At 60.3% G+C, this 24,778-nt stretch carries 17 protein-coding genes and 1 tRNA gene; 11 read left to right on the top strand and 7 right to left on the bottom strand.

Translation table 11 applies throughout. From position 1 onward, the window contains the following. Positions 1 to 11 precede the first annotated feature (11 nt). Positions 12 to 88, top strand: a tRNA-Pro gene (locus NAT49_RS14355). Between the two features lie 282 nt (positions 89 to 370). On the opposite strand, the gene NAT49_RS14350 is transcribed toward NAT49_RS14355, so the two are convergent. Continuing rightward, positions 371 to 2,509 carry a CHASE domain-containing protein gene (locus NAT49_RS14350; RefSeq protein ID WP_251595418.1) on the bottom strand — a complete coding sequence of 713 codons (2,139 nt, stop codon included), beginning with the start codon at positions 2,507 to 2,509 and terminating at the stop codon, positions 371 to 373. Positions 2,510 to 2,823: 314 nt separating this feature from the next. Between NAT49_RS14350 and NAT49_RS14345 the strand changes: the two genes are divergently transcribed. Continuing rightward, a complete protein-coding gene (locus tag NAT49_RS14345; RefSeq protein WP_251595416.1) occupies positions 2,824 to 4,833 on the top strand; it encodes a methyl-accepting chemotaxis protein in 2,010 nt (669 codons plus the stop codon). Positions 4,834 to 4,896: 63 nt separating this feature from the next. Here NAT49_RS14345 and NAT49_RS14340 read toward each other — a convergent pair whose 3' ends face one another. The 4 genes from NAT49_RS14340 to NAT49_RS14325 are packed head-to-tail and all read right to left on the bottom strand — an operon-like array spanning position 4,897 to position 10,187. Further along, positions 4,897 to 5,157 (bottom strand): formate dehydrogenase subunit delta, encoded by a 261-nt coding sequence (locus NAT49_RS14340; protein ID WP_251595414.1) that lies wholly within the window; start codon positions 5,155 to 5,157, stop codon positions 4,897 to 4,899. 43 nt (positions 5,158 to 5,200) lie between these two features. Beyond that, positions 5,201 to 8,119, bottom strand: a complete 2,919-nt coding sequence (gene fdhF / locus NAT49_RS14335; RefSeq protein ID WP_251595412.1) for a formate dehydrogenase subunit alpha — start codon at positions 8,117 to 8,119, stop codon at positions 5,201 to 5,203. Further along, positions 8,113 to 9,681: a formate dehydrogenase beta subunit gene (locus NAT49_RS14330; protein ID WP_251595410.1), complete on the bottom strand. Its 1,569-nt coding sequence runs from the start codon at positions 9,679 to 9,681 to the stop codon at positions 8,113 to 8,115. Before NAT49_RS14330 ends, fdhF begins: the two co-directional genes overlap by 7 nt. Then, the gene (locus tag NAT49_RS14325) at positions 9,681 to 10,187 is read right to left on the bottom strand and encodes a formate dehydrogenase subunit gamma (RefSeq protein ID WP_251595408.1); all 507 of its coding nucleotides are present in this window, start codon (positions 10,185 to 10,187) and stop codon (positions 9,681 to 9,683) included. The genes NAT49_RS14330 and NAT49_RS14325 overlap by 1 nt, the downstream gene beginning before the upstream one ends. A 163-nt stretch (positions 10,188 to 10,350) precedes the next feature. Here NAT49_RS14325 and NAT49_RS14320 point away from each other — a divergent pair, with 163 nt between their 5' ends. The 5 genes from NAT49_RS14320 (at position 10,351) to nagE (ending at position 17,754) form a co-directional block, all read left to right on the top strand. Next, complete coding sequence (locus NAT49_RS14320) at positions 10,351 to 11,430, top strand: substrate-binding domain-containing protein (protein ID WP_251595406.1); 1,080 nt, start codon at positions 10,351 to 10,353, stop codon at positions 11,428 to 11,430. A gap of 234 nt (positions 11,431 to 11,664) precedes the next feature. Beyond that, on the top strand, positions 11,665 to 12,414 hold the full coding sequence (locus tag NAT49_RS14315) for a GntR family transcriptional regulator (protein ID WP_251595404.1): 750 nt from the start codon (positions 11,665 to 11,667) through the stop codon (positions 12,412 to 12,414). Further along, a complete protein-coding gene (locus NAT49_RS14310) occupies positions 12,414 to 13,433 on the top strand; it encodes an SIS domain-containing protein (RefSeq protein WP_251595402.1) in 1,020 nt (339 codons plus the stop codon). Before NAT49_RS14315 ends, NAT49_RS14310 begins: the two co-directional genes overlap by 1 nt. Before the next feature lie 62 nt (positions 13,434 to 13,495). Further along, positions 13,496 to 16,069, top strand: coding sequence for a phosphoenolpyruvate--protein phosphotransferase (gene ptsP / locus NAT49_RS14305; RefSeq protein WP_251595400.1), 2,574 nt, complete (start codon positions 13,496 to 13,498; stop codon positions 16,067 to 16,069). Next, positions 16,066 to 17,754 (top strand): N-acetylglucosamine-specific PTS transporter subunit IIBC, encoded by a 1,689-nt coding sequence (nagE, locus tag NAT49_RS14300; RefSeq protein ID WP_251595398.1) that lies wholly within the window; start codon positions 16,066 to 16,068, stop codon positions 17,752 to 17,754. Before ptsP ends, nagE begins: the two co-directional genes overlap by 4 nt. Before the next feature lie 92 nt (positions 17,755 to 17,846). Here the strand turns inward: nagE and NAT49_RS14295 are convergent, their stop codons facing one another. Beyond that, a complete protein-coding gene (locus NAT49_RS14295) occupies positions 17,847 to 18,104 on the bottom strand; it encodes a hypothetical protein (RefSeq protein WP_251595396.1) in 258 nt (85 codons plus the stop codon). Positions 18,105 to 18,224: 120 nt separating this feature from the next. Here NAT49_RS14295 and rapA point away from each other — a divergent pair, with 120 nt between their 5' ends. Beyond that, the gene (rapA, locus tag NAT49_RS14290) at positions 18,225 to 21,167 is read left to right on the top strand and encodes an RNA polymerase-associated protein RapA (RefSeq protein WP_251595394.1); all 2,943 of its coding nucleotides are present in this window, start codon (positions 18,225 to 18,227) and stop codon (positions 21,165 to 21,167) included. On the opposite strand, the gene NAT49_RS14285 is transcribed toward rapA, so the two are convergent. Next, positions 21,168 to 22,067, bottom strand: a complete 900-nt coding sequence (locus tag NAT49_RS14285) for a TIGR01777 family oxidoreductase (RefSeq protein WP_251595392.1) — start codon at positions 22,065 to 22,067, stop codon at positions 21,168 to 21,170. It lies immediately after the preceding gene. 124 nt (positions 22,068 to 22,191) lie between these two features. Between NAT49_RS14285 and NAT49_RS14280 the strand changes: the two genes are divergently transcribed. The 3 genes from NAT49_RS14280 to NAT49_RS14270 all read left to right on the top strand — a co-directional run bounded on the left by NAT49_RS14280 (position 22,192) and on the right by NAT49_RS14270 (position 24,758). Beyond that, positions 22,192 to 23,190: an NAD(P)/FAD-dependent oxidoreductase gene (locus NAT49_RS14280; RefSeq protein ID WP_251595390.1), complete on the top strand. Its 999-nt coding sequence runs from the start codon at positions 22,192 to 22,194 to the stop codon at positions 23,188 to 23,190. A 24-nt stretch (positions 23,191 to 23,214) separates the two neighbouring features. After that, the gene (locus tag NAT49_RS14275) at positions 23,215 to 23,595 is read left to right on the top strand and encodes a sirohydrochlorin chelatase (protein WP_251595388.1); all 381 of its coding nucleotides are present in this window, start codon (positions 23,215 to 23,217) and stop codon (positions 23,593 to 23,595) included. Positions 23,596 to 23,795: 200 nt separating this feature from the next. Next, positions 23,796 to 24,758 carry a MerR family transcriptional regulator gene (locus NAT49_RS14270; RefSeq protein ID WP_251595386.1) on the top strand — a complete coding sequence of 321 codons (963 nt, stop codon included), beginning with the start codon at positions 23,796 to 23,798 and terminating at the stop codon, positions 24,756 to 24,758. The last annotated feature ends 20 nt before the right edge of the window (positions 24,759 to 24,778 follow it).

The following is a 24,778-nucleotide window of genomic DNA, read 5'->3' as shown; positions in this document are numbered from 1 at the left end:
TTTAGACGCTTCGGAATATAGCTCAGCTTGGTAGAGCGCTGCCTTCGGGAGGCAGAGGTCGTAGGTTCGAATCCTGCTATTCCGACCAAGAACGTTACGAAAAACCGCCACTTACGGATCATACCGGGTGGCGGTTTTTTTATGCCCGCCTTTTGGGTTTCAAATAGGTTCCTGGTGAGCCTTATCGGCTCCAGCTCGCCCGGAATGCCCCTCGACCAACACATGCAGCGCCTATCTCGAAAGCGCATATTGTCCTCTACCCAGGCTTGCAGGTATTCATGAACAAGCTGGCTGCGCTCACATAAAAAAGCCACCCGAGGGCGGCAAGGCACTGCGTGCGAGCGCATTACAAAATGGCTCATTCAAACATTCAGGTCGCCACGGCAAACTCAACCCAAAACGTTGATCCACGACCTTCTTCACTGCAGAAGCCAACGCCCCCTTTCATCCGCTCAGCCAATTCCTTGGTGATGGCCAGGCCTAGGCCAGTACCCACCTTTTTGCGGGTTGTCGATGTATCGGCTTGGGAAAACTTCTGGAAAATATGCGGCTTGAAGTCCTCAGGAATGCCCTCCCCTTGATCGATGACCAGAACGCGAACATAGGCCTGCTTACAGCGCTCTGCCTTGAGCATGACCTGACCGTGCGTCGGGGAGTACTTGATGGCGTTTGAAATGAAGTTACTCAGAATCTGCTGCGCCCGAATCTCATCGACCTCAATCTGAACCTCCTCACTCGCCGCCCACACAACACTTACCGAGTACTGCTCTGCGTATCCCTGAGTGGCATCCAGCGTTTTCTGAACCACGTGGGTCAGGGAATGCACACCAATATCAAAGCGCATCTTGCCTGCGACGAGCTTGTCCATATCCAGAAGGTCATTGATCAAAAAGCCGAGGCGGTCGCAGTTCGTCTTGGCAATGCCAAGCATTGATTGGGCCGCTTCGGGCAGGTCGCCGAGAGCGCCGCCATTGACCAGGCTCAATGAGCCGGAAATCGAGGTCAGTGGTGTTCGAAGCTCATGACTTACCGTTGAAATAAACCCGTTTTTCATCTCTTCGATGCGCTTGCTCTCGGTCAGATCAATGTTGGCGCCACTCATGATCAACGCCTTGCCGGAGGTGTCCCGGTCGATCTGCCCGCGCGCCAGAAGCGGAATGTAATGCCCCTTTGCGTGCTTGAGTCGAAGCTCCAACGAAAAGCTGGTGTCACGCGAGACCAGAATCCTTCGAACCCTTGAAAGCACGTCGTGACGCTCCTCTTCCGGCAGCAGCGCTTTTAAATGCGCCAGCGGCCAGACTTGCTGACGCCCGTTCAGCCCAAGCTGTTCGCAAAAACGCGGTGACACATAGGCCTCGTCGCTTGAAACCTTATATTCCCACCAACCATCGTTACTGCCGGACAGCACACGCTCCTGGCGAACCTGAATCACTTCAAGCTCATCTTGCTTGCGGCGAAGCTTTGCGGTCATCTTCGATGCGAGCTGCTCGGCCCTGTGCCGACGATAGATCACCGAGAGCATGGTGAAATAGATCGCGATGGCCAGTAACAGCGCGGCGGATAGAATCAAGGGAATAGAATGGGTACTAAGCTGCTGCTGATAAAGCGGTGATCTATAGAAGCACAGCGTCCACGGATGACCAAAAAACTCGCTGATCGAACACTGACGCTCACGACCGGCCTCCACACCATAGTCTGCCGAGCGGTACATCAAGGCCTGCTCACGCGGCGCGGTGCCATCGTAGATGTCAAAGCCGACAAGGTCTCGGTCTCGAAGCCCGACACCCTTCATCAAATCCCCCATTCGGAAGGGGCTATATACAAAGCCTTCAAGCGCCTGCCAGCGCGCTTCCGGGGTATCGCGGGGCATACCGGAGCGAAACACCGGTACGTAGATCAGCATGCCAGCCTGGCGATCCGCCTCATTTTCCTGAAGCAGTGTCACTCGGGCAGACATCGCTGTATTGCCTGAGAAAATCGCACTGTGCAGCGCTTTTGCGCGCGTCGCCTCAGACATCATGTCATAACCGAATGCCCTCAGGTTTTTCCCGGTGAACGGTTCGAGAAAAAGAATCGAGGTATAGATTTCACGCTGACCCTCCGGGTGGACTACGAAATCGCCGAACCCTTCATCGCGACGTCGCTGCTCGAAGCCTGCCACCTCTCCAGGCAACAGAAATGCGCTGTAGCCCATGCCAAGTATGCCGGGGTACTTTCGTTCAAGCTCAAGACTTTGATAGTAGCTTCGCCACTCCGCCCGCGACACGTCCTGGCTGCCTTCTACAAAGCCTCGAGCACCTTTTAATATGAGCTCATGATCTTTCATACGCTCGCCGATCACTGCTGTGATCTCGTCCTTGATGGCGCTGAATGTCTCTACCTCATAGGCGCTCTGCTTGTACGCAAGCCAGCATGCCACTGCGATACCGGCCAGTAGCGTTATTCCGGCACACAGGCCGGGCAGCAAAGACACCCGAATGCGCCCCGCCACCATCGATACCAATGACATATCAAATGCCTCACACGAACGATCCAGATGATAGCTACGACGAGGCCATACATTCCTTTAATTATTTAACGATTATTTTTTTAATTCTAAATTACTAATATTAAAGGGCAATCCATCGCGCGCCGCCCCCACTATGCATGAGTATCAAAACCAGGGCGTCGCACACGTCGAAAGAATGCCTGCCGAGCGCCGATATGTTCCAGAACGGCCTGCGAACTCTCCGTTCGTTGCGGTCCAGTTCAGCCAATACGATCGCTCGCCGTCGTGGGCTGATCACCAAACGCCTTCAAAAAAGCGACAAGAGTGATCTATAGATGAACCACTTACTCCATCGAATCTCCATGGGCAGGAAGTTTTTGCTGACCCTGACGCTCCCCTTGTTGGCCATGGTGTATTTTGCCGTTACCGGCGTGATCGAACGCCAACAAACCGCCGCCGAGATGAATCAGCTTCAATCGCTGACGGCGCTGGCACAGCGTTCCGGTGACCTGGTGCATCAGCTTCAGCGTGAGCGAGGCATGACCGCGGGCTTTCTTGGCAGCAATGGCCAAAGCTTCAGCGACAAGCTTCCCGAGCAGCGCCAGGCCACCGACCTTGAGGCGCGCGCATTTCAAGAACACGTGAACGCTATCGACCCTGCCCTCCTGAATCAAGGTATGAAAGCACTGACCGAGTCGATCCGTCAGCAGCTCGGCGCCATGGCGCCGCTTCGCCGTCAGGTCAGCGCACTTTCGGTCTCGACACCAGAAGCCATCTCGAGTTACACCCGACTGAACGGCGACCTGATGGGGCTTGTCGGCGAAATGGGCCACCTTGCACCACAGGCGAGCGTCTCGATGCGCCTTGCAGCCTATTACAACCTTCTGCAGGCAAAGGACCTCTCGGGCATCGAGCGGGCACTGCTGTCCAATGCGTTTGGTGCCGACCAAATCAGCCCGGCCCTGTTCCAACGGTTTCTCGGGCTGATCGGAAAGGAAAGCGCATTTCTCGAAAGCTTTCGCGCGCTTGCAAGCACCCCGATGAAAACACGACTTACGGAGGCGTTATCAGGCCCCCAGATCGAGCGCCTGGATGCACTGCGTGAACTGGTCAAGACCCGCGCGGCGACCGGCGGATTTGGCGTTGACCCCGAGCAGTGGTTTGACTGGCAAACCGTAAAACTTCAACGCTTGAAGACGGTTGAAACCGCCATGGCCGAGGAGGTACTCACCACCGCCGAGGTACTTTATCGCGACGCACGAAATGACCTCATCGTATACGCGCTCATCGCTTTGATTGCGGGCAGCCTGGCCATCGCGCTGGCCGTCATGATCGTTCGAAGCATTGTCGTGCCCTTGAGGCGCGCGCTGAGCACCATTCGCTTGCGTGGCAACGACCTTACCCAACACCTTGAGGTACCAGGGCGCGATGAGCTCTCCCAACTCTACAGCGCGTTCAACGAGTCCACAGCCAACACCGAGCGGCTGGTCGCCAGCACCATGCAGGGCTCTGCGTTCGTAAAAGCCGCCAGCGGTGAAATTGCCCAGGGCAATCAGAACCTGGCCCAGCGTACCGAAGAACAATCGGCCTCACTTGAACAAACGGCCGCAAGCATGGAGCAGATCACCGCAACGGTAAATCAAACCACCGACAATGCGCGCGAGGTTCAATCTGTCTCTGACGAAGTAAGCCATCAAGCCCAGGACGCGAGTGACGTGGCACGTCAGGCCCGCGCGGCAATGGCCCAGATTCACGAGGCCAACCAACAGGTCACCAGCATTATTTCAACCATCGATAACATCGCCTTCCAGACCAATCTTTTGGCCCTGAATGCATCGGTTGAAGCCTCCCGCGCAGGTGAGCACGGCCGCGGATTTGCCGTGGTTGCCGCCGAGGTACGTAACCTGGCAAGTCGCAGCGCCGAGGAAGCCGACAACATCCGGAAGCTGATCGACACCAATGTCGCCCGCGTCGACAAGGGCAATTCACTGGTCACCCAAACCAGTGAAACACTCGATGTTATCGCCCAGCGCGTTAAACAGGTAAGCAGCCTGATTTCGGAAATTACCTCTGCGACCGTCGAGCAGTCTCAGGGCATTCATCAGATCAACCAGGCCATGACGCAGCTCGACGAGGTCACTCAGCACAACGCGGCGCTGGTCGAGGAGATCGCGGCGGCCAGCAAGGCCCTCGACGAGCAGTCCGAGGAAATGGAGCATACGATCGGCGGCTTTACCGTCAGCGACTCGGTCAAGCAGGCAGCAGCCGCCCAGCAGGAGGATCAGTTGACGGCCCGTCACAACCGACCGTCCTCAAGAGCACGCACACTCGAACCCGTCGAATAACGCGCCCGCTCTGAACGCAAAAAAGCCACCCGAAGGTGGCTTTTTTACGATTACCGTCATGAATTACCCGGCATCAGAGGTTTGCGGCCAGCTTTCGACCTCATCCGACAGCGCCTTGAGGCGAGCGACAGCCAGCTTCGACACGTCGTTCAAATCGGCCCCACCCTGCTCGGCGTACTCGATGATCTGCTGCTTCATCCGTCGCGCCCAGAATTTCTTGAGATGATGCGCGACCTCTTCGGCCGCGGCAGCATCTTCCCCATGATGGCGATTGTTGATACTGATCTGGTTGATCATCTTGACCAGCACGTCAACTTCGTTCATTCGCTACTCCTCTCCTGGCGTACGTCATCATTGAAAGGCGCACTCATTTGATGGTCATGCCTTCCGATTCATCGGCACGCTCAAGATAGCGCTGCTGCTGCTCATCGAACTGCTGGAACCGCTGCTGCCAGTCAGACGGCTGCGAGACCTTCTCGACCTGAACCGCCGTCACCTTGTACTCGGGGCAGTTTGTAGCCCAGTCCGAGTTATCGGTGGTAATGACGTTGGCGCCACTGCCCGGATGGTGGAACGTGGTGTACACCACGCCCGGTGCCATGCGGTCACTGACCCGGCAGCGAAGTACCGTATGCCCTACACGGCTTCGAATACCCAACCAATCGCCATCCTTGAGACCGCGATCTTCGGCATCGACCGGATGGATTTCCAGCACGTCCTCTTCATGCCACTCGCTGTTGGCGGTACGCCGCGTCTGCGCGCCCACGTTGTACTGACTTAGAATACGCCCGGTGGTCAACAACAGCGGATAACGTCGGTTGGTGCGTTCTTCGGTGGCCACATACTCGGTAATGGCGAAATGGCCCTTGCCGATCGGGAAATCGACCCCGTGCATTGTTGGCGTACCGATGGGGTTATCGTCGTTACACGGCCACTGGATGCTGCCCAGCTCTTCGAGTCGCTGATAGTTCACGCCCGTGAACGTCGGGGTCAACTGCGCGATCTCATCCATGATCTCGGACGGATGGCTGTAGTTCATCGGATACCCGAGCGCATTGGAGAGCGCCTGGGTCACTTCCCAGTCTTCCTTGCCGGCAACGGGCGGCATCACTCGGCGTACACGGTTGATGCGACGTTCGGCGTTGGTGAAGGTGCCGTTTTTCTCGAGGAAGGTTGCTCCGGGCAGCAGCACATGAGCAAACTTGGCCGTCTCGTTCAGGAAAATGTCCTGAACGATCAGGCAATCAAGCGCGGAAAGCGCCGCTTCAACGTGTTGCGTGTTGGGGTCGGACTGAGCGATGTCTTCGCCCTGTACGTAAAGCCCCTTGAACGTTCCGGCGACGGCCGCATCGAACATGTTCGGGATACGAAGCCCCGGCTCGTCATCGAGCTTGGCGTTCCAGACCGACTCAAAGCGCTCACGAACCTCGGTATTGGCCACGTGCTGATAGCCCGGCAGTTCATGCGGGAACGAGCCCATGTCACAGGAACCCTGCACGTTGTTCTGACCGCGCAGCGGGTTGACCCCGACGCCTTCACGCCCGATGTTGCCGGTGGCCATCGCCAGGTTCGCGATCGCCATGACGGTAGTGGAACCCTGGCTATGCTCAGTCACGCCCAATCCGTAATAGATTGCGCCATTGCCGGCTGTTGCGTACCTGCGCGCCGCCGTACGAACCAGCGCGGCCGGCACACCGGTTTCAGCCTCGGAGACTTCCGGCGCGTGGCGCGCTTCCTGAATGAACGTGCGCCACTTCTGATAGCCCTCGGTGTCGCAGCGCTCGGCAACGAATGCTTTGTCCTCGAGCCCTTCGGTGATCACCACGTGCGCCAATGCGTTGACCAGTGCCACGTTGGTGCCGGGCTTGAGCGCCAGATGCAGGCCTTTTTCAGCGTGCGGCGTTTTCAGAAGATCGATGCGGCGCGGGTCGGCCACGATCAGCTCGGCGCCCTCACGCAGGCGACGCTTCATCATCGAGGCGAATACCGGGTGTGCGTCCGTCGGGTTGGCACCGATGACCAGAATGGCATCAGCCTTCATGACGGAATCAAAGGTCTGTGTGCCCGCGGATTCACCCAGCGTGGTCTTGAGGCCATACCCCGTCGGTGAGTGGCAGACGCGTGCGCAGGTGTCGGTGTTGTTGTTGCCGAACGCCGCGCGAATCAACTTCTGGACCAGGTAGGTTTCTTCGTTGGTGCAGCGCGAGGACGTGATGCCGCCGACGCTGTCGCGCCCGTACGTTTCCTGAATGCCCTTCAGGCGCTTCGCCGAAAACTCGAGGGCTTCTTCCCAGGACACCGCACGCCACGGCTGATCGATCGAGTCGCGAATCATTGGCTCGCGAATACGATCCTTGTGGGTGGCGTAGCCAAAGGCAAAGCGCCCCTTGACGCAGGAGTGGCCGTGGTTGGCGTCCCCACCCTTGTACGGCACCATCCGAATCAGCTTGTCACCTTTCATCTGGGCTTCAAACGAGCAGCCGACACCGCAATAGGCGCAGGTCGTGACCACGCTGTGCTCGGGCACGCCCTCCTCGATCACGCTCTTTTCCATCAGCGTCGACGTTGGGCAGGCCTGTACACAGGCACCGCAGGATACGCACTCGGAATCCATGAACGGTTCGTTCTGGCCGGCGGACACCATCGAGCCGAACCCGCGGCCATCGATGGTCAGTGCGAACGTACCCTGAACCTCGCCACAGGCGCGCACGCAGCGTGAGCAGACGATGCACTTGCTGGGGTCGAAGCTGAAATACGGGTTGGAATCGTCGATCTTGGCGTCGAGGTGGTTGGCGCCTTCATAGCCGTAGCGGACTTCACGCAGCCCGACCGCGCCAGCCATGTCCTGAAGCTCGCAATCACCGTTGGCCGGACAGGTCAGGCAGTCCAGCGGGTGATCGGAAATATAGAGCTCCATGATGTTACGACGGAGCTTGGCAAGCTTGCCATTTTGCGTCGTAACCGACATGCCTTCAGTGACTGGCGTGGTGCAGGAGGCCGGATAGCCACGACGCCCCTCGATTTCCACCGCACACAGGCGGCAGGAACCGAAGGCTTCCATGTTGTCGGTTGCGCACAGCTTGGGGACGGTAATACCGGCAAGCGCCGCCGCGCGCATGACCGACGTGCCTTCCGGCACGCTGATTTCAAAACCATCGATCGTCAGCGCAACGGCCTTGGTCGAGGTCCGTGCGGGCGTTCCCAGATCACGCTCGAACAGCGATGGGTCAAAGCCATTGTGTGGCTGACCGGAATCGGGCTGTTTGGGGTCGAAATAGTTCAGCATGGCGTGCCTCCCGCCTCTTTGGCGTATTGAGGTGTCAAATCTTCGGGGAAATGGGTCATGACGCTCTGGACCGGGAACGGCGTCATGCCGCCCATCGCACACAGCGAGCCGTCGACCATGGTTTCACACAGCTCACCGAGCAGTGTGAGGTTCTTTTCTGCGTTCTCGCCGGCACGGATGCGGTCGATGACTTCGACGCCGCGTACGGCACCAATTCGACACGGCGTGCATTTGCCACAGGACTCGACCGTGCAGAACTCCATGGCAAAACGGGCCTGATCGCCCATGTCGACGCTATCATCAAACATAACAACGCCGCCGTGACCCACAACCCCTCCGAAAGCAGCAAAGCCTTCATAGTCGATCGGGTTATTCCACTGACTCTCCGGCAGATACGCCCCGAGCGGGCCACCGACCTGGACGGCCTTGAGTGGCCGCCCGGAAAGCGTGCCGCCCCCGAAGTCGTTCATCAGGTCACTGAGCGTGGTACCAAACGCCAGTTCGACCAGACCGCCACGCTTGACGTTGCCGGCAAGCTGCATCGCGATCGTTCCACGAGAGCGACCCATGCCGTAATCGGCGTAGGCCTGACCGCCGTGATCGAGAATATAGGGAATGGCCGCCAGCGACAGAACGTTATTGACGACCGTTGGCCGGCCAAACAAGCCTTCGATGGCCGGAAGCGGTGGCTTGGCACGCACCAGGCCACGACGCCCCTCGAGGCTTTCGAGCAGCGAGGTTTCCTCGCCACAGATGTAGGCGCCGGCGCCAAGGCGTACCTCGAGGTGGAAGTTCCTGCCGGAATCCAGGATGTTCATGCCCAGGTAACCGGCATCGGTCGCCCTGACAATCGCCTCGTTTAGTATCCGGTGCGCGATCGGGTACTCCGAACGCAGATAGATGTAGCCCTGATCGGCCCCGACGGCGAGACCTGCAATGGTCATGCCCTCGATCAGAAGATAGGGGTCACATTCCATGACCAGACGGTCGGCAAACGTGCCCGAATCGCCTTCATCGGCGTTGCAGACGATGTATTTCTGGCCCGGGGCCTCATCGTGCACGGTCTGCCACTTGATACCGGTCGGAAATGCGGCGCCGCCGCGACCACGAAGGCCCGAGGTCTTGACCTCATCGACGATGCTCTGGCTATCGCGGGCGATCGCGCTTTTGAGGCCATTGAAGCCGCGATACGTCTCATAGTCCTCGATCGACAGCGGGTCGGTAATGCCGATGCGCGAAAACGTCAGACGCTGCTGTTTTTTCAGGTACTCAATTTCTTCAGTCAACCCGAGGGCGCGTTCGTGGGTCTGCGCGCCGTCGAACAGCCCGGCCTCGACCAGACTGGCCACCTCGGAAGGGTCGACCGGGCCATAGGCCACGCGCCCCTCGGGCGTATCGACCTCGACCAAGGGCTCCAGCCAGAACAGCCCGCGCGAGCCATTGCGCTTGATCGTCACATCTAGGGAGCGCTCGCGTGCGGCCCGCTCGAGAAGCGAGGCCACCTTATCCGCGCCCAACGAGTGCGCCGTGGTATCACAGGGAACATAAACGGTCGTTGTCATCACTTCACCTCCACCACGGCCGTGGTCAGTTCATCGGCCAATTCCTCGAAACGCGTCGGCGTGACGCGCCCGTGAATGTCGTCGTTGACGCGAATCGACGGACCGCAGGCGCAGTTGCCCAGACAGTACACCGGCTCGAGCGTGAATTCGTGATCGAGCGTAGTCTGATGGTAGTCCACGTTCAGCGTCTTCTTGATGTGCGCTTCAAGCTGACGGCTTCCGACCGCCTGGCACGCCTCGGCGCGGCACACATGGATCACGTTGCGCCCGACGGGCTGGGTGCGAAAGTGGTGATAGAAGGTGATGATGCCGTGGATATCGGCACGGGTGCAGCTCAAGGTTTCGGAAATCAAGGGGATCGCAGCGTCTGGAATGTATCCGAAACGGTCCTGGATCGCATGGAGGATCGGCAGCATCGCGCCTGGCAGCGCCTTGTGGGCGTCGATCACTTCCTGGATCAGCGCCGGCGTCCAGGCGCCGGTTGCTGGTGCACTGGCATTAGACATGACCTGATTGCCTCATCAAGTAGTCGAATTGGTCTGCCGGAACGGTCGGTCCGTCAGCACTCATTCAAACGTCGTATAGGAATAATTGTTCTTAATTGCTTTATGCTTAAGTCACTTATGCGCAACCTAGCACACCCCGGGAATCCAACAAATATGCACGACAATGCTTAGAAAAAAGTTGAACATCGCCCCGGCCTGGCTGTTTCGAAGCGAGGATGGTGATCTGCTGGATCCGGTGACTTTTACCCTGCTCAGCGGCATCCATGAGACCGGGAAACTGACCCGCGCCGCACAGCAGGCTGGCATCTCCTACCGCCATGCCTGGAACCTTTTGACTCGCGGTGAGCAGTTCTTCGGCATGGCGATGGTGGTCATGCGAAAAGGCCATGGCACACACCTCTCACCGCTGGGCGAGCGACTGCTCTGGTCGGAGCAGCGCCTCAGGGCCCGGCTGGAGCCTCAGCTCGACAGCATGGCCTCCGAGCTCAACAATCAGATCCAGCAACTGCTGGAAGGTGCCCACCCGGTGCTTCGGCTCCATGCAAGTCATGGTTACGCTGTCGCGCTGCTGCCGGAACTCGCCGGTGAGCTGGATCTTCGTTACTGCAACCCGATCGAAGCCCTCAGCGCCCTGAAACGCGGCGACTGTGATCTGGCAAGTCTTCATCTGCCGACCGACCCCACGCGCGCTGAACGCGTGCTTGCGACCTACCGACCGCTGATCCATGACCAGGACCTTCGCATCATCCGCTTCGTGACTCGAAAGCAGGGGCTGATTCTGCGTGCAGAGACCCACGAGCGCGTTCAGGGGCTGGCCGACCTGACCCAACCGGGGCTTCGCTTCATCAACCGGGACGAACACTCGGGCACCCGCCTTCTGTTCAACCTTTTACTGGCTGAGTGCGGCATCGATGAAACCCGGCTGGCGCACGCCACCCAGGAAGAATTCACTCATACGGCGGTCGCCGCCTACGTTGCCGCCGGCATGGCCGATGTCGGTTTCGGCGTCGAGGCCGCAGCCGCCCAGTTCGGGCTCGACTTCATCGACCTGGCTCACGAACACTACCTTCTGGTCTGCCACACGGCTCAGCTCAACCAGCACAACGTATGCCAACTGCTCGACGCCATGACCACGCCCGAATTTCTGGCCTCCCTCGAACGTCTGACCGGCTACGAACCGGATCATTGCGGCACGATCGGTACTTTCGACGATCTAACGCTCGGGCATGAGCGCGACGCCTGAGCGATCAGAGACCGGGTTGATCACCTCGAGCGATCAGCGCCCCGCCCGGCACTCGGGCGTGTCACATGTACAAGCAGGGCTTGCAAAAAGAGGGTCGACACCCCTGAGGCCTCACGCGCGATAAAATGCCTGACCTGACACATCAGGGTTCTCAACTGGTATCTAATTGGTTATGTTCTGGTCTCTTACTGGTATGCAAAAAGACTACTGGTATCCAACAAGAGCCGCCCCGTCATGACCGATCCTCTCGCGCGCATTGCCGTGCACCCGGGAAACACCACTCCGCTGTACCGCCAGCTATCGAACCAGCTGGCACGCGCGATCGAGCTGGGCGAATGGCGCAGCGAAGATGCCCTGCCCTCCGAGCGGCTACTGGCCGAACGCGTCGGAGTCTCGCGCATTACCGCCCGCAAGGCACTGGAGCGTTTGGTCGAACAGGGGCTCATCGTTCGCACCCACGGCTCGGGCACCTTCATCGCGCCTCGCGTCGCCCCGTCACTCAGCCGGCTGACCAGTTTCAGCGAACAGCTGGCTCGCCGCGGGTTCACGCCACGCTCGCACTGGCTCGATCGACATACAGGGCATGCAAACCTTGAGGAACGGCTGCATCTCGATCTGGGCCCGAACGACCCGGTCGTGCACCTCAAACGCCTGAGGCTCGCGGACGACATTGTGGTCGCCGTCGAGGAAAGCTGTCTTCCGGCACGGTTCATTCCCGAGCCAGACGCGCTCGAGGCCTCGCTTTATGCGTATCTGGAACACTGCGGCACGCCTATCGTTCGGGCCAGGCAATCGGTCAGCGCCGTCAACGCCGATGAGGCACTTGCGACACTTGCCCGGGTCGCTCCGGGAAGCGCGCTACTTAAAGTCACACGTCTTGGCTACCTCACCGACGGGTCCGCCGCCGAGCTGACAACCTCCTATTGCCGAACCGACTACTACGACTTTGTCGTTGAACTGGGCGTTGCGCCCAAGGAGTCCTGATGTCTCTGATGAAGGAAGAAGCGCTGAGTTGCGCCGCGATACTGCGCCAGCAAACGCCCGCCCTCGAGGCGCCACTCGCCCGCCTTTCCGCCACCTTGCGATCACATCCGCCCGCCATGATGCTGACCGTTGCCCGCGGCAGCTCCGACCACGCTGCAAGCTATGCAGGCTATCTGGCGATGAAACACCTGGGCCGACCGATGGCCTCGATCCCCCCGTCGCTGAGCACACATCATCAGGTGCCCTGGCACGTGGACAACGCCTTGTCACTGGCCATTTCCCAGTCAGGTCAAAGCCCGGATCTCGTCGACCTTCAGCGCGCCCTCGGCGAGGGTGGCGCCCGGACACTTGCACTGACCAACGCCCCCGATAGCCCGCTCGGGCACGCAAGCGCACACGAGCTGATTCTGCATGCAGGCACCGAGCGAAGTGTTGCCGCAACCAAGAGCTATCTGGCAACGCTTGCCGCCTGCGCGCACTTCATCGGCCTCTGGGCAGAAGACACAGCCCTTCTGGACGCGCTCATCTCCCTGCCCGAAACACTCGATCACGCCTGCACACAGCCATGGGCCAGCGCGGTCGAACGGCTCGAGCACGCTGACCGAATGCTTGTGATCGGGCGCGGCAGCGGCCTTGCCATTGCCCAGGAGGCCGCCCTCAAGTTCAAGGAAACCTGCGCCATCCAGGCGGAAGCGTTCAGCGGCGCCGAAGTCCGCCATGGGCCAATGGCCCTGATTGGCCCAGGCTATCCGGTACTGGTGTTCGCACCGCCCGGCCCCGAGCAACAGAGCCTGCTGGAACTGGCCGACTGGCTCGAAGGTGCCGGCGCCGATGTCTTACTGGCCGCCGATACCCGCATTGCCAGGCGCACGCTGACGCTTTCGGAGGCCGCCCATGACGACCTGCAGCCGCTGAGCGCCATTCAAAGCTTCTACCTGATGGTCGAACAGCTGGCCCGGGCCCGTGGGCTCGACCCGGACGCACCACCCCACCTCAGCAAGGTAACGCGCACCCGGTAATGCCCGGAATACGCCACTCCAACAACAACACGTGGGCCGACCAGGCCCCAAGAGAGTCTTACATGACGGCCACTGACCTCACGCTCACCGCGCCTGTCGACGGGATCGTTGTCCCGCTCGACCAAGTTCCCGATCCGGTTTTTTCAGGCGAAACGCTCGGCCCGGGTATCGCCCTAGACCCGCTGGGCAACACGTTACACGCCCCTTGCAGCGGCGTGATCGTGCAGTGCGCTCGCACGCGCCACGCCGTTACCCTGCGCGACGGCCACGGCCTCGAGTGGCTGCTGCACCTTGGCATCGACACCGTGGCCCTCGACGGTGAGGGTATCGATCTGCTCGTTCGCGAAGATCAAGCGGTTTCAGAGGGCGATCCTCTATGCACCTACGACATCGACGCGCTGGCGTGTCGCGCCCGGGCCTTGATCACCCCGCTGGTACTGACCAATGCCGAGCGTGCAACGGTTCACGTCCTGCCCCCCCCTCATCAGCAGATCAAGGCCGGTCAGCCGCTACTGACAGTGCGCCTTGGTCAACACGCAGGCACAGCCGCCACAGCACTTGATGACACCCTGCGCGCACGCCGCCGTCTGCACATACGCCTGCCTCAGGGTATTCATGCACGACCCGCGGCGCGTTTGCGGGCCCTGGCCCAGCAGCACGAGGTCACATTGACGCTGACCAGCGACCAGGGCCAGTCGGCCGACGCCAAAAGCCTGACGGGACTGCTGGGCCTGAGCCTTGGCAACAACCAATACGTCGATGTCACGGCCGAGGGCGCCACGCCCGAAGCCGCACTGGACGCGGTCGAGGCGCTGCTTGCAAGCACGCACGAGGCGCACGCCCCCAACGCTGGTCGGGCACAAGACACCTCTTTAAAAACAAACTCCGACGTTAAAACAGGCACCGGCGGCCAAGAAGTGCCCGAGCACGCACTGGTAGGCCAGATTGCGAGTGAAGGCATCGTTTTGGCGCCATTGGCCCGCATCGAACAGGCGCTGCCGGAGGTCGAGACACAAGGCGCCTCGCCAAAAACGGAGACCACCGCCCTTCGTGAGGCGCTGACGGCGCTTGAACACGACATTACCCTAGAGCGTGATCAGGCCCGTCAAAGCCAGCGCCAGGCCGACGCCGAGGTGTTCGAGGCTCATCTGGCACTGGTCAATGACCCGGCACTGTTCGAGGAGGCCGTAAAGGCCATCGAGGACGGGGCCAGCGCCGCCCATGGCTGGCGGCGCGCCATCGACCAGGAACTCGAGACGCTCGCCCGCAGCGAAAACGCCCTGCTTCGAGAGCGAAACGACGATCTTCGAGACGTTCAGCGCCGCCTCATGGCGCGGTTCAGCCACGACAACGAGGGCGGTGCGACCTTTCCGGAGGGCGCAATCGTCGTGGCGGACACCATGACGCCCTCGTACCTCGTTGAGCGCGCCTCGCGCATGGGGGGCCTTGCGCTTGCAAAGGGCGGCACGACATCGCACCTGGCCATTCTGGCCCGGGCACGCGGCCTGCCGTGTCTGGTCGGGCTCGGTGCATCCGTACTTGATGTTACCGCTGAAAGTGCACTTCTGGACGCCCAGCACGGATACCTGTTGGCCTCACCGACGCAGGATCAACAGGCTGATGCACTTGATCGCCAATCGGCGCTGAACGAGCGCCGAATGAAGGCCGAGGCAAACGCTCATCAGCGGGCCATCACCCTGGGCGGCACCGAGATCGGCATCTACGCCAACATCGGCACCGCCGAGGAGGCGTACGCCGCCGCCGAGAGCGGTGCCGATGGCATTGGACTGTTTCGCAGCGAATTCCTGTTTCTGGACCGGGATCGCGCGCCAAGCGCCGCCGACCAACAGGATGCCTACGCCCGTGCGCTGGCCGCACTTCCCGGCAAACCGGTCATCATTCGCCTGCTCGATATCGGCGCCGACAAGCAGGTGCCCTACGTACAGGCCCCGTCTGCGCCTAACCCGGCGCTGGGCATCCGCGGCGTACGTCTCTGGCAGCACCAGCCCGAGCTTCTGGAGACTCAGCTCGATGCGCTGCTGCGCGCAGGCCAGGACGCAGGGCCAGATTCGAACCTGCACATCATGGTGCCGATGGTGACCGAAGCCCGGGAGCTTGCCTGGGTCCGCCAGCGCATGGAGGCTCGCGCTTCAGCGCTCGGTATCGAGACACTGCCGAAGCTTGGCGCCATGATCGAAGTTCCAAGTGCTGCGTTGAATGCCGGCACGTTGGCCGCGCACGCCGATTTCCTGTCGATCGGCACCAATGACCTCACTCAATACACTCTGGCCATGGACCGCGAGGCCGATGCGCTCGCCTCTTTTGCTGACGCGCTGCACCCGGCCGTCTTGCGCCTGATCAAGGAAACCATCGATCAGGCCGGTGCCACGTGTCCGGTCGGCGTGTGTGGCGGCGCCGCCGCGGAAACACTCGCCGCCTGCGTGTATGCGGCCATGGGTGTGGCCGAGCTTTCGGTCGAGCCCACCCGCATTGCCACCCTCAAACAGGCGCTCAGGCGACTCGATGAGCAGACTCTGATCGCCATGATCCCGGACCTGCTGCGCCAGCCGGATGCGGCACATGTCCGCGCGCGCCTGGCCGATTTCTCGCTTACTGCCACGGAGACACCGTCATGAGAACGCACCTTGGTCAAACACTGCTCGGCGGGTTGCAGCTGCTCGGCCGCTCCCTGATGCTGCCGATCGCGGTGCTCCCGGTCGCGGGTCTGCTGCTGCGACTGGGGCAGCCCGATCTGCTTGACGTCGCCTTCATCGCCGATGCCGGTAACGCCATCTTCGCGCAATTGGCGCTGATCTTTGCCATCGGGGTCGCGGTCGGTATTGCCGATGACAACAACGGCGCTGCCGGACTTGCCGGCACCATCGGCTATCTGGTGTTGACTGCCGTGCTGAAGGCGCTCGACCCGGAGATCAACATGGGCGTGCTGGCAGGCATCGTGATGGGAGTCGTCGCGGGCGTTCTCTACAATCGGTATCGCGCCATCGCTCTACCAGATTATCTGGCGTTCTTCGGCGGCCGGCGGTTCATTCCGATCGCCACCGGTCTGAGCGCGGTCGTGCTCGGAGTGGCCTTTGGCTATCTCTGGCCGCCCATTCAGCACGGCATCGACCTGCTCGGGCAGTGGCTGATCGATGCCGGCGAGCTGGGCCTGTTCGTCTATGGCGTGTTGAATCGCATTTTGATCGTGACCGGCCTTCACCACGTCCTGAACAGCTTCGTCTGGTTCGTGTTCGGCCACTACGGTGACGCCACGGGCGATTTGAACCGCTTCTTTGCAGGCGACCCGAGCGCGGGCAGTTTCATGGCCGGCTTCTTCCCCGTCATGATGTTTGGCCTTCCGGGTGCGGCGCTTGCGATGTACCACTGTGCACGCAGAGACCGGCGCGCCCAGGTCGGCGGCCTCTTGCTGTCTCTGGCGCTGACTGCCTTTTTGACCGGCGTTACCGAACCCCTCGAGTTCACCTTCATGTTCCTGGCCCCGGTGCTTTATGGCATTCATGCCCTGCTGACCGGCGCGTCGATGGCGCTCATGAGCGCGCTGGGGGTCAAGCTCGGCTTCACGTTCTCGGCAGGCGCCTTCGACTACGGGCTGTCATACGGGCTCTCTACCAACGGCTGGATGCTGCTGCCAGTGGGCGTCGTGTTCTTCGCGCTTTACTACGGCATCTTCCGCTGGGCCATCGCTCGTTTCGACATCGCCACGCCCGGCCGCGAGAAGGACACCGTCACCGTGACGGCAGAGGAACTTGGTGAGCGCGGCCCGGCCTTTGTTACCGCACTGGGCGGGGCACACAACATCAACGGCGTCGGTGCCTGCACCACCCGCTTGCGTCTGATTCTGGCGTCCACCGACTCAATCGACGAATCGGCCCTGCGCTCGCTCGGCGCCCGCGCCGTTCTCAAACTGAGCGGCGGTGGGCTTCAAGTGATTGTCGGGCCGATCGCCGACCAGGTTGCCGATGACATTCGACAGGCAATGCGCGCTCAGGGCACCGCCCCGAGCGAGACGGTCGCCACGGCCGAAGACACACCAATCGAGCCCGCTCAGGCGCTTGATTCAACCCGACTGGGTCAGTGGCTGGAGGCCCTCGGCGGCCGCGACAACCTGCACGCTGCCGCGTCAGTGGCGCACACGCGCGTGCGGCTCACGCTCGCCGATGCGGACAGGCTCGATCTGGATGCGCTGCATGCGCTGGGCGTTCAGGGCCACCTCACCGTGGCGCAAGGCGTCGTTCATCTTATTGTGGGCGACGAGGCAACCGCGCTCGGCCAGGCGCTCGATGCCGCCCGTACGGCCTAGTTACGCAGCAAGAACCCCGCACTGAGCCTGGGCGCGCCGGATGCACTCGGCGCGCCCTTGATCTATCGCTCAGCTCAAAAGCGTGCCGATATTTACTCCTCTCGCCCTTTCAAGCGCCGGTTACGCCGATAGCGGCGCGCCAGCGCAACGAAAAGCGCCGCGAAAAGCATCAACGCAAGCACCATGGCCTGCGCCGGGCGGACCTGTCCGGGCGGCAGCCAGGTTTCGAACGCAATTATCATGATGAAACCAAGCGCCTGGGATGAAATCGCCACCGCTCTCAATCGATCGAACACGCCTTTCTCTCCCTCGTCATCGTGGTGCGTCTGTACCGTCTGGGCCGGCGCCATGCTAGCAGTAATTCACCCGCCCGGGGCGATGGTCAGACTGGCCCTTAAGCCATCCCCACCTTTCAGGTAAGATACCGCGCCGCCGGCACGAACTTGGATACTTGAGGCCTTTTTTAAAGCATGAGCGATTTCATTCCCGGCCAGCGCTACATCAGCGATGGCGAAGCCGAACTTGGTCTGGGCACCATCCTGAACGTCGACTTCCGAAGCGTTACGGTGCTTTTCGGCGCCAGTGATGAAACACGCACGTATTCGTCGAAGGACGCCCCGCTGACCCGCGTGGCCTTCGGCAGCGGTGATCGAGTCGAGGCCACCGATGGCTGGATCTTGATCGTCGAGGACACCAAGGATCAAAACGGCCTGATCACCTACATCGGTGAAGACGAGCACGGTGAGCTTCGAGAGCTGCCTGAGCCGAAGATCAGCGACAAGATGCAGTTTCACCAGGCCCGCGACCGGCTGCTGACAGGACAGATTGATCGCAACGACTGGTTCAACCTGCGCTACCGCAGCCTTCAATGTCTGAACCGGCTTCAGCGCCACCCCGCATTCGGCCTGTCCGGGCCGCGCGTCGACCTCGTACCGCATCAGCTGTTCATCGCCGATGACGTTTCCCGCCGCCGGCTGCCACGCGTGCTGCTTTCCGACGAAGTGGGCCTTGGCAAGACCATTGAGGCCGGCCTGATCCTTCATCGCCTGCTGACGATCGGCCGTGCGTCGCGTGCGCTTATCGTGGTGCCGGAAAGTCTGACGCACCAGTGGCTGGTGGAGCTTCTGCGGCGGTTTTCGATCGAGGTCACCCTGCTCGATGAGCAGCAAAGCGGCGCCATGGAGCGCACCCAGAACCCGTTCGAGAGCCGCCAGCTGATTCTTGCAAGCCAGCAGTGGCTGTTCGCCAACCCGCATCGTCAGGAGCAGGCCGCGCAGAGCAGCTGGGATCTTCTGATCGTTGATGAGGCGCATCACCTCGAGTGGAGCAGCGACACCGGCGGCGATACCGGGTATCAGTGCGTCGAGCAGCTCGCCGCGGCAAGCCAGGGCGTTCTACTTCTAACCGCAACGCCTGAGCAAATGGGGCCTGAAAGCCACTTTGCCCGCCTGCGCCTGCTCGACCCGAACCGCTATACCGACCTTGAACGCTTCCAGGCTGAAGAAGCCAATTTTCAGGGGGTGGCCGGCGCCGTCGAGGCCCTCGATCACTACCCCGCCGAGCCGGGCAAACGGAAGGTACTCGATGAGCTGCTGGATGACGCCGACAGCCAGGGTCTGCTCGACCGGTTGGCCGAGGCCGAGGAGGAGGACGCTGTTGCATGTCGTCAATCGCTTCGCCGGCATTTGCTCGACCGTCATGGCACAGGCCGCGTCATGTTCCGCAACAGCCGCCGCCATGTGGCGGGCTTCCCGGAGCGTCGACTGCACGTCAGCGAGCTCGAGGCACCGAGCAACTATCAGCGCATTCTCAAGAAGCTGGACCGCGATGAGGAGTATCTGGATACGCTCTTGATCGAGACCGGCATCGATCACCCTGAAGTGCTTTTGTACCTTGAGGAAACGCTGAGTGCGCTCGACCGCGAGCGCATGAGTGGCGACGGCACCCCCTGGTGGAAAACCGATACCCGCGTCGAGTGGCTGACGCAGTGGCTCAAGGAACACCCGGGTGAGAAGGCGCTGTTGATCTGTCACTTCGCCGAAACCGCACGCGAGCTCTCGGCCGGCCTTCAGGTGCTGACCGGACTGCACGTGCCGGTATTCCACGAAGGCATGACGCTGATCGAGCGTGACCGCGCCGCAGCCGCCTTTGCCGAACAGGATGCGACAGAAGGCAGCCCGCTACTGATCTGCTCCGAAATCGGTTCAGAGGGGCGCAATTTCCAGTTCTGCCATCACTTGATCATGTTCGACCTGCCGCCGCACCCCGATCAGCTCGAGCAGCGCATCGGTCGACTCGACCGTATCGGCCAGCGCTATCCGATCGACATTCATCTGCCGGTCTTCAAGGAAAGCCCGATGGCGCGCCTGCTTCGCTGGTACAACGAAGGCTCCGACGCCTTCAGTTTTCCGCACGGAATAGGGAGCGCGCTGTTCGATGAATTCGGGGACCGGCTGGCCGACAGCCTGCTCGATGATGAGGCGCTTGAAGAGTTGATCGCCGAGACCCGGCCGCGCTTCGAGGCGATCCAGGCCGAGCGGCTGGCCGGGCGTAATCGCCTGCTCGAACTGGGCTCTCAGAACCCGGCGCACGCCGAGCACGTGATCGATAATATCCGCGACCTCGATGACGACCCTACGCTACCCAAGTTCCTGGATCAGGCCTTCGACATTTTCGGCATCGACACCCGGGAGCTTGGCGAAAACCTGACGTATTTGCACCCCGGGCCGCACATGATGGATGGCCTGCCGGGGCTGATCAAAGGCGAGGAAGGCTTCACCGCGACCCAATCACGGGAGCTGGCGCTGAGTCGGGATGATATTCAACGGCTTTCCTGGGAGCACCCATTGGTGCAGGAAATGCTATCGCATCTGACCATGGGGGCGATGGGCAATACGGCGCTCGGGCTTTTGCAGCACCCAAGCATTCCCGGTGACCGCGTGATGCTTGAGGCCATTTTCTGCACCTCGACGCCTGCGCCTAAAAACATTCATGTGGGCCAGTACCTGCCACCGACCACGGTGCGTGTACTGATCGATCAATCAGGCAAGGATCTGTCCGCCAGCGTCTCCTTCGGCGGGCTCGCGAAAAACCTTCAGCACGTCAAGAAAGGCATCGCACGCAACCTGATCAAGGACCGTCATACTCTGGTGCGCGACCTTATGGATCAGGCCGAGCAGCACGCGGACGCCTCGCTCAAGAGCGTCGTGAACGACGCCCACGCCGAGATGAGTGACACGCTTGACGCGGAAATCGATCGACTGACGGCGCTTTCACAGCGGTTCGGCAGCGTGCCCGAGGCGGAAGTCGACCTCATGCGTCAGGAAAAGGCGCAGCTTAGTGACGCCATTCGTACCTCGCGCCTGCGGCTTGATGCCGTACGCGTGATCCTGACCGTGGATGTTCCGGCCTGATCATCGCCCGTTGACGATGGCGGAGAACGCGCCATCAAGCTCTGGGTAGCGAAACTCGAAGCCCGCCGCCTCAAGGCGTGCGGGCTTCATTCGTGCCCCCGTCAAAAGAAGCCGAGACATTTCTCCCATGGCGGCTTTCAGGGCAAACCCGGGTATGCGCCAGGGCGCCGGCCGGTGCAAGGCATGGGCCAGAGACTTGGTAAAAACGCGATTGGTAACCGGGTTCGGAGCGCCGGCATTGAACGGCCCCTCGAGGGTGTCATGCGCCAACAGAAACTCGATGATTCGGATTAGATCGGTGCGATGAATCCAGGGCATGTACTGCGTCCCCGACCCAAGCGTCGCTCCTAGGCCAAGCTTATACACGGGAAGCATCGGCTTTAACGTGCCACCATCGCGCTCGAGCACCAGCCCAATACGTATGATCGCCGTCCGCACGCCAAGCGCCTCGATACGGCGTGCGGCGTCTTCCCATTTCTGACACAGCTCATGCGCAAACTCAGGGTTTGGAGGCGTTTCTTCCGTCACCTCCCGCTCGCCCTGGGCGCCGTAATAGCCCATGGCCGAACCGGACACCAGCACCTTGGGCGGCGTGCTCATTGCCTGACAGAGCCGCTCGAGTGCCCTTGTTGTTTCAACCCGGCTATCAATGAGGGTCTTCTTGCGCGAGTCGGTCCAGGGGCGACCTGCAATCGATGCGCCCGCCAGATTGATGATGGCATCGATCGGTTCATCCTTGAACGCCATGGGGTCGTCCTGTGCCTTGACCGGCATGCCAAGTTGTTCAGATACCTTTTCCGGTGAACGGCTTACCACCAATAGCCGGTGCCCCTTGGCATCAAGCGCCTTGCATAGGGGGACACCGACAAACCCGGTGGCCCCTGTTATTAAAATATTCACTGCCTGCCACTCCCTCGATGTGCTGGTAGGTTTTTTTCAACATAGTGCCTGCTAGCCTATACACGCTAGAAGAAACCTGTACCAGACTGATACATTATGACCTCACATCGATTCAGGGAAGGCTATGGCGTCGCCAAAGATTGCAGTCATTGGGGCAGGCATTTCAGGCTTGAGCGCTGCTCAAACGATAAGCCGTGCGGACTTGTCGGTCAGCGTGTTCGAAAAGGCGCGCGGCCCCGGAGGCCGCATGTCGTCGCGCCGCGAGCGCGAATGCACCATTGACCTCGGTGTGCCCTGCTTCTCGGCGCGAAGCACAGAGTTCAAGCGCACTGTGGAGCGCTGGCTGTCGGCGGGCATCATTTCTCACTGGCCCCTGTCGCCCAAGCGTCTTAAAAATCGCCAGATCCACGACTACGACATGCAGCATCTGCGCTTTGCAGGCAATCCCCGCATGAGTGCGATTACGCGCTACATGTCTCAGGGATTGAACGTTACGACTCAGGCACACGTGAGCGCCATCGAGTACGCAAACGATCAGGTTTATCTAGAGTTTGAAAATGGCCAGCGTGCCGGCCCATTCGATCATGTCATTCTGGCGCTTCCTCCTAAACAGGCATTCGCGCTTCTGCCCGAGAGCGAGCAGGACCTAAAAGCCCTGTGCAGTAAAACGGCCTTTCACCCCTGCTGGAACGTCCATGCAGTATTGAATGAATTTCCGGAGCTTGATTGGGACGCGCTCTACATCGAAAGCGGCCCGATCGGCTTTGCCGAATACCAGTCGGCCAAGCCAGGGCGCGAAAACTCACCGGCCATTCGCCTGATTGCCCGACCGGAATGGAGCCGCACCCATCTTGAAAAAACGCCGGATGCCATTGCGGCCACGCTTTGGCGCACGTTCCTGGATCGCTACCCTGACTCGTTGCCAGGCGCCATACGTCTGAAAGCGCATCGCTGGCGCTATGCCGAACCCTTGGTCGAGCGTCGATCACCCGAACATCATCCGCCGTCGTCGAGGCATTTAAGTGTGTGTGGTGATTGGTGTCTCGGTAATAACGTTGAAGCCGCCTGGCTCTCCGGCCGCACCTGCGCGCGTAACGTATTGACCCGCCTTCTTTCCAACTAAGCCTTTAATCGAGATCTTTTTTTCATGAAAACCGCATATGTCCTCATGGCCCATGGCTCCCCCGATACCCAATGGCAGCAGCCGTTCCAGGAACTGGAAGCGCATTTGAAGCAGCGCGCCGAGGCTCGAGTCGAAATGGCTTATATGGAGCTTTGTGACCCGCTTTTGGAAGACACCATTGCCAACCTCGACAAGGAAGGCTTTGAACGTATCGACATTCTTCCCCTGTTCTTTGCTGTAGGTCGCCATCTCCGCAAGGACGTTCCTGCTCAAATTGAGGCCATGAGTGAACGCCATCCAGGTTTATCGATTCAGCTCATGCCGCCGGTTGGGCAGCACCCCGCGTTCACTGATGCACTCATTCGCATCATTGAAGAAGGTATCGGTGGGCAAAACGTGGATTAATCTTGTACAATAGCGATCACGTGTACAAAATTTTACTCAAGATACAGCATTTATTTCGCGATGCGGCACTGAATGTCCGACGCTGGAATGGTGTCGAGAGCCCAGACTCAAGTGTATTTTAGAACTCTCGCTACGTTTCCAATGCTGCACCGGCAGTCATTCTGGCCCTTGCTGCATCACGAAAAGGAGGCATCACCGACATGAGCGATCAAAGCGTCACGGAAACAGGCGGCCCACTTTATCCGATCCGCGAAGTTTCCCGATTGACCGGCGTCAACTCGGTCACGCTTCGCGCCTGGGAACGGCGATATGGTCTGATTCAGCCACGTCGCACACCCAAGGGCCATCGCTTGTACGGTCGAACTGACATCGAGCGCGTCGAGCGCATCGTTCAGTGGTTGAACCGCGGTGTGCCTGTAAGCCAAGTCAGTGATCTTCTCGATAAAGAGCTTCCTGAAGACACAGCCGCTTCAGAAGCCTCGCCCGAGGCCAAGCATGCAGAGGCCCCAGCCTCACTTGAGCAAAGCGGTGAATGGTCCGAGATTGCCAATGACATACGCGCACTGATCGAGCGATTCGACGAGCAGGGGCTGGATCAGTACTACACCACGCTATTGGGCCGCTATCCGATCACTACCGTGCTCAATAACGTTTTGCGTCCCGTGGTCAATCAACTCGAGAACGCCGACTCTGAACACTCAGCGTCACGCTTGTTTCTTGAAAGCTTTCTGCGAACGCGGCTGTCACTTCGTCTTTATTACACCAACCTTGAGATCAGTACGCCGCGCCTACTTTTAGCGCCCTACCCCGAGCGTGGCGACAACCTGAGTCTTCTCATGCTTGCCAGCGCACTGTCAGCCGGTGGCTTTCACATTACGTTGATCGATCATCACATTGATGCAGACGCCTTCCTGTCGCTGTTGCAGCGCTGTCGTACCGATATTGCCGTATTTGCTGGCGCCGCTCATGACGGCACGGCCTCCAAAGACGTCGCGGACGCGGACGCTGGCATCGAGCAGATCATGAAAAATACGCACGTCCCTGTCTGCGTATATGGCTCGATGGCCTCTACCGATTCCAAAACCCTCAAGGCACATGGTGTGCAACCCCTTGAAATCGATCTCACACGCAGCGTTCGGTTGATTCGCCATTTGATCGACTGACCCGAGTATCCCCCTGACAC

Source organism: Larsenimonas suaedae (genome assembly GCF_023712105.1).
Classification (GTDB): Bacteria; Pseudomonadota; Gammaproteobacteria; order Pseudomonadales; family Halomonadaceae; genus Larsenimonas; species Larsenimonas suaedae.
The sequence above is the reverse complement of the archived record's forward strand: the minus strand, read 5'-3'. Positions and strand labels throughout refer to the sequence as shown.

Excerpts from the sequence above, each read along its gene's own strand:
- NAT49_RS14270 (WP_251595386.1), top strand. The coding sequence starts at position 23,796 with ATGAGCGATCAAAGCGTCACGGAAACAGGCGGCCCACTTTATCCGATC.
- NAT49_RS14325 (WP_251595408.1), bottom strand. The coding sequence starts at position 10,187 with ATGTCTAATGCCAGTGCACCAGCAACCGGCGCCTGGACGCCGGCGCTG.
- NAT49_RS14345 (WP_251595416.1), top strand. The coding sequence starts at position 2,824 with ATGAACCACTTACTCCATCGAATCTCCATGGGCAGGAAGTTTTTGCTG.
- NAT49_RS14340 (WP_251595414.1), bottom strand. The coding sequence starts at position 5,157 with ATGAACGAAGTTGACGTGCTGGTCAAGATGATCAACCAGATCAGTATC.
- nagE (WP_251595398.1), top strand. The coding sequence starts at position 16,066 with ATGAGAACGCACCTTGGTCAAACACTGCTCGGCGGGTTGCAGCTGCTC.
- NAT49_RS14330 (WP_251595410.1), bottom strand. The coding sequence starts at position 9,681 with ATGACAACGACCGTTTATGTTCCCTGTGATACCACGGCGCACTCGTTG.
- NAT49_RS14315 (WP_251595404.1), top strand. The coding sequence starts at position 11,665 with ATGACCGATCCTCTCGCGCGCATTGCCGTGCACCCGGGAAACACCACT.
- ptsP (WP_251595400.1), top strand. The coding sequence starts at position 13,496 with ATGACGGCCACTGACCTCACGCTCACCGCGCCTGTCGACGGGATCGTT.
- NAT49_RS14275 (WP_251595388.1), top strand. The coding sequence starts at position 23,215 with ATGAAAACCGCATATGTCCTCATGGCCCATGGCTCCCCCGATACCCAA.
- fdhF (WP_251595412.1), bottom strand. The coding sequence starts at position 8,119 with ATGCTGAACTATTTCGACCCCAAACAGCCCGATTCCGGTCAGCCACAC.
- NAT49_RS14350 (WP_251595418.1), bottom strand. The coding sequence starts at position 2,509 with ATGTCATTGGTATCGATGGTGGCGGGGCGCATTCGGGTGTCTTTGCTG.
- rapA (WP_251595394.1), top strand. The coding sequence starts at position 18,225 with ATGAGCGATTTCATTCCCGGCCAGCGCTACATCAGCGATGGCGAAGCC.
- NAT49_RS14310 (WP_251595402.1), top strand. The coding sequence starts at position 12,414 with ATGTCTCTGATGAAGGAAGAAGCGCTGAGTTGCGCCGCGATACTGCGC.
- NAT49_RS14280 (WP_251595390.1), top strand. The coding sequence starts at position 22,192 with ATGGCGTCGCCAAAGATTGCAGTCATTGGGGCAGGCATTTCAGGCTTG.
- NAT49_RS14295 (WP_251595396.1), bottom strand. The coding sequence starts at position 18,104 with ATGGCGCCGGCCCAGACGGTACAGACGCACCACGATGACGAGGGAGAG.
- NAT49_RS14320 (WP_251595406.1), top strand. The coding sequence starts at position 10,351 with ATGCTTAGAAAAAAGTTGAACATCGCCCCGGCCTGGCTGTTTCGAAGC.